Source organism: Oleiphilus sp. HI0123, from assembly GCF_001635315.1.
The window spans coordinates 1-4,951 of sequence record NZ_LWGE01001247.1 but is presented as its reverse complement, the minus strand read 5'-3'; the positions used below and the strand labels follow the sequence as shown (position 1 = coordinate 4,951).

5 protein-coding genes are annotated in these 4,951 nt (G+C 44.5%); 1 reads left to right on the top strand and 4 read right to left on the bottom strand.

The window, feature by feature from the left end:
- From coaE to pilB, 4 genes are all read right to left on the bottom strand, one after another.
- Positions 1-386, bottom strand: a 386-nt coding sequence (gene coaE / locus A3761_RS14630; protein WP_068750405.1) for a dephospho-CoA kinase, incomplete at its 3' end; no start/stop codon positions are given.
- Between the two features lie 21 nt (positions 387-407).
- On the bottom strand, positions 408-1,277 hold the full coding sequence (locus A3761_RS14625) for an A24 family peptidase (RefSeq protein WP_068512915.1): 870 nt from the start codon (positions 1,275-1,277) through the stop codon (positions 408-410).
- A gap of 132 nt (positions 1,278-1,409) precedes the next feature.
- A complete protein-coding gene (locus A3761_RS14620; protein WP_068554733.1) occupies positions 1,410-2,624 on the bottom strand; it encodes a type II secretion system F family protein in 1,215 nt (404 codons plus the stop codon).
- Positions 2,625-2,627: 3 nt separating this feature from the next.
- Positions 2,628-4,334, bottom strand: coding sequence for a type IV-A pilus assembly ATPase PilB (gene pilB, locus A3761_RS14615; RefSeq protein ID WP_068512909.1), 1,707 nt, complete (start codon positions 4,332-4,334; stop codon positions 2,628-2,630).
- 517 nt (positions 4,335-4,851) lie between these two features.
- Here pilB and A3761_RS25805 point away from each other — a divergent pair.
- On the top strand, positions 4,852-4,951 hold a 100-nt coding region (locus A3761_RS25805), incomplete at its 3' end, for a prepilin-type N-terminal cleavage/methylation domain-containing protein (protein WP_156491863.1).

The following is a 4,951-nucleotide window of genomic DNA, read 5'->3' as shown; positions in this document are numbered from 1 at the left end:
GCTTGATCGGTCTCGAAAAGCAAAGGGGATACGAGGATTACATAAGGGCTGTCTGCACTGTTTAACTGCCTTTTGATTTCGCTTCGAATTATCGGGTGCAGTAAGCTTTCGAGCCATTGTTTTTGATCTTTCGATGAAAATATAATTTGGCGCAAGGCTGCTCTATCAAGCTCACCAGTATTGGTAAGTATATCGGTACCGAAGTGAGTAGCAATTTTGGAGAGTGCGGCAGTGCCAGGTTCAACAACTTCACGGGCGACAATATCGGCGTCAACAATACAGATACCCAATGCCTGGAATTCGTCTGACGCTGCAGTTTTTCCGCTGCCGATACCACCGGTTAAGCCAATAATAAGCTTCTGCTGTGCTTTGGAATTAGTATTCACTATGATGCTCACTATTCAGCGCTATGCTTGAAGGCTACCGAGCCAAAAGCGAACTAGCTCATCACCAAAAATCATATAGATCCAGCCAGCAATGGCTAGATAAGGCCCGAAAGGGATCGGGATATTTTTATCCCGGCCCTTAATGATAATAAGGGAAATGCCAATCACCGCGCCTACAACAGAAGAAAGCAAAATAATAATCGGCAGGGATTGCCAGCCAAACCAGGCTCCTAAGGCTGCCAGAAGTTTAAAGTCACCATAACCCATGCCTTCCTTACCTGTTAGCAGCTTAAAGGCGTGGAATACTAGCCATAAGCTTAAGTAGCCGAATATGGCGCCCCATAGTGCGCTTGATAAGGGCACAAACGTTTCGTAGTAGTTGAGAATCAAACCACCCCACATTAGTGGTAGCGTCATGTTATCTGGCAGAAGTTGTGTGTCGGCATCGATCATCGTTAGTGCCACAAGTACCCAGGTCAGGATAAGTGCTGCAAGACCAGCATAACTTGCACCATAGATGGAAATAGCGGCAAGTGAAAGTAAAGCTGTGACAAGTTCAACTAAAGGGTAGCGGATCGAGATTTTGTTTTTGCACTGACTACAGCGCCCCTGCAAGAAGATATAGCTGATTACAGGGATATTTTCCCAAGGCTTAATCGCATGCTGACACTTTGGGCAGCTCGAGTTGGGGGTCGATAGGGTGATTTTTTCCTGTTTTGGTTCAGGCTGGTCTAAAAATGCAGCGCACTGAAGTGCCCAATCTTGCTCAAGCATTTTAGGGAGCCTAAAAATGACAACATTCAAGAAGCTGCCGACTAATAAACCGAAAATAAGTGTTGAAGCGTATAGGAACGCAGGGTTGTCATTCAGGTGTTGGAAAAGTGCGAGCATGAAATTGTTCCGTTGCGGCGTTTATCGTTATTTATTGTCAGCTTGAAGTTGCGAATGAGGGGAATCATAGCCTAAGTCGGGCTTAAGTAGTAGATAAGGCGGGCACGAGAAAGGTGCCCGCACGGATATCTCTTATACAACCTGTCCCATCTGGAAGATTGGTAAGTACATGGCGATGATCAATCCACCAATCAGTACACCTAAAACGGACATAATAATCGGCTCCATTAGTGCCGTCATATTATCAACCAGGTCATCTACCTCATCTTCGAAGTGCGTCGCGACTTTGTCTAGCATCGTATCAAGTGCACCAGACTCCTCACCGATCGAAACCATTTGTACTGCCATGGAGGGGAACACACCGGTAGAACGCATAGAATATTGAAGTTGTGTACCCGAGGCTACATCGTCTCGCACCTTAAAAACGGCGTTACGATAAACAATATTACCTGTTGCGCCGGCAACTGAGTCGAGAGCGTCTACAAGAGGTACACCTGCTGAGAAAGTGGTAGACAATACGCGTGCAAAGCGTGCAATGGATGATTTCTCAATAATCCGACCTACGATAGGAATCTTGAGTTTTGCCTTATCGCTTGCATCACGGAAAGCCTCGGAACGTTGACTTGCTTGTTTAAATGCGAAGACTAGTCCCGCAATGGTTAATATAAGTATAAACCAGTACTCCTGCATCCATTCAGAGAGTCCAACAACAAACTGAGTAAAAGCAGGAAGTTCGGCGCCAAAGCCCTTAAACATTTCATCAAATGTTGGTACAACTTTTACCAAGAGAATAGTGGTAACGATAAAAGAGACAACCAGTACCGAAATGGGGTAGCTCATTGCTTTTTTAACTTTCTTCTTTAGTGCCTCTGTTTTTTCCATGTAAGTCGCAACACGGTCTAACATGGTTTCGAGTGCACCCGACTTCTCACCAGAGTCAACTAGGTTGCAAAATAAATCATCGAAATGTTGAGGGTGTTTACGAAGCGCGCCGGCAAAATTGTTACCTGCAGCGACTTCATTTTTAATATCAATAACCAGTGTTTGCAGGCTTGGATTCTCAAGGCCGTCTGCAACAATATCAAAGGCTTGAATAAGCGGTACGCCCGCTTTCATCATGGTAGCAAGCTGGCGCGTAAAAATAGCGACATCGAAGGGGGTTATTTTTTTCCCTTTCGCACGAGTGGCAGCCGCTTTTTTTACTTTGACGGGTTTTATGCCTTGCTTACGAAGCTGTGCTTTGACCAAGGCCGAGTTTGCCGCGGCCATAACGCCTGTGGTTTTATTGCCTTTCCGGTCAGTACCTTCCCAGGAAAAGGACAGTGTCTTATCTGTGGTGCTTGCCATGTGTTAGTCCTTGGTTACACGTTCGACTTCTTCAAGGCTGGTGACGCCTTCAATAGCCTTTAAAAGTGCTGATTTTCTAAGGTTGTTAAAGCCTTCTTCATCTGCCTGCTTTGCGATTTCAAGTGAAGTGGCTTCGGACATAATAAGTTGAGCGATCTTAGGCGTGTTTTTAACGACTTCGTAAATGCCCACCCGGCCTTTATAGCCTTTATTACATTTATCACACCCTTTTGGTTTATAAAGTGTAAAACCTGTATCAATTTGTTCTTTTGTGAAGCCTTCCTTCTCTAGTGTTTCGGGAGGGATATCAGCAGGCTCTTTACAGGCGCTGCATAAGCGTCTTGCCAGTCGTTGTGCGATGATAAGACTGACAGATGTGGCGATGTTAAATGCCGGAACGCCCATATTGATCATACGAGTTAAGGTTTCTGGTGCACTATTGGTATGCAGGGTCGACATGACCATATGACCCGTCTGTGCTGCTTTGATCGCGATAGACGCAGTTTCCAGGTCTCGAATCTCACCCACCATGATGATGTCAGGGTCTTGACGTAAGAAAGACCTAAGCGCTTCAGGGAAGCCAAGCCCGACCTTCGGGTTAACGTTAACCTGGTTGATACCTTCCAGGTTGATCTCAACCGGGTCTTCCGCGGTAGAGATATTTCGTTCGTCAGTATTTAGTATATTCAAACCGGTATAGAGTGATACTGTTTTACCACTCCCCGTAGGGCCGGTTACTAGGATAAGCCCTTGCGGCTGGTGAAGCGCATCCATATAGAGCTCTTTCTGGACGTCTTCGTAACCCAATGCGTCAATCCCCATTTTCGCGCTGCTCGGGTCAAGAATACGCAATACAATTTTTTCGCCCCACAACGTAGGTAGGGTATTCACCCGGAAATCAATCGCTTTGGTTTTTGATAGCTTTAGCTTAATACGTCCATCTTGAGGAATTCGCCGCTCAGAAATATCCAGCTGGGACATAACCTTTAAACGGGCTGATATCTTGGGGGCCAGTTTAATGGAGGGCTTTGAAACTTCGTGTAATATACCGTCTGTACGGTAGCGAACGCGGTAGCTTTTTTCATAAGGTTCGAAGTGTAAATCTGATGCGCCAGTTTTGATTGCGTCGAGTAGCATCTTGTTGACGTATTTAACAATCGGCGCATCATCCGCATCACTAGCCGACACTTCATTGTCTGAGTCATCGCTCTGATCAACATCGATGTCGTCAAGGTCTGCATCGTCCAGATCGCCCATCGTTGTATCCTGCGACTCAAGATACTTCTCGATGGCTGCATTAAGCTTGTCATCTTCAACGAGTATTGCGTCAACACTTGCGCCTGTATGAAACTTGATTTCATCAAGGGCAATAATATTGGTTGGGTCCGATACCGCAATAAAAAGCCGATTGCCACGCATAAATAAAGGCAGGGCATGGTGTTTTCTAATTAGCTTTTCATCAACCACCTTTTCGGGGAAGGATTCTTGCTGAAAGGCATTTAGGTCCAAAACAGGCATACCAAATTCTTGCGCAGCAGAAAATGCTAGGTCCTTGGCTTTAGCCGCTTTTGCTTGAACCAGATGGGAAACCAGTGATAAATTGTTCTGATGAGCGTGTAGCTGTGCTTTTCGGGCAGTTTCTTCATCGAGTAACTGATCCAAAACAAACTTTCTGGCCAAGCCAGTAAGTGTCGTGTTTTCTGCTGTCATGGGGCTTCTTTGCTTGAGTTAAATTCACCATTTAGATGCACAAACTAATGTTTGGACTAAATAACTGGCTTTAAACGGTTTAGCGCTTGCTGATAAACGCATACATATATAAGGAAGTGTAGTGGAAGTTTTCAGATTTAAAAGAAAGCTTCGCATAGTGTGAGTAACTGACAAATATTGTCACTTCCTGTCATCAAGAGTATGGTCCAATACTTGTGATAATACTTCAAGGTAATTCTATAAAAGAACTGTAATCTACTGACTAATAAGGGAAATAATATTAATATTTGTAATTGGCACGTTGCCTGCTATTGTTTAAGTGTCGGTACGCAGAGTGTGAAGACTGATTGCAAACGCTTAGAAGAGCAAGCAACTTTCCTGACGCGAAGCCATCCTTAAGGGTAGACTCAAGTTTACCTTTAAAGATGGGTTCCAGATTGAAGGTAGTAGTAAAGCAAACAGGCTACTAAAACAATCGAGCGGCCATTTATACTAAATCTGGAGATATATTATGAATATGAAAAAGAATCAGCAAGGTTTTACGCTAATTGAATTGATGATCGTTGTTGCGATTATTGGTATTTTGGCAGCGGTTGCCATTCCTGCTTATCAGGATT

Coding starts and splice junctions, on each gene's coding strand:
- pilB (WP_068512909.1), bottom strand. CDS start 4,334: ATGACAGCAGAAAACACGACACTTACTGGCTTGGCCAGAAAGTTTGTT.
- A3761_RS14625 (WP_068512915.1), bottom strand. CDS start 1,277: ATGCTCGCACTTTTCCAACACCTGAATGACAACCCTGCGTTCCTATAC.
- A3761_RS14620 (WP_068554733.1), bottom strand. CDS start 2,624: ATGGCAAGCACCACAGATAAGACACTGTCCTTTTCCTGGGAAGGTACT.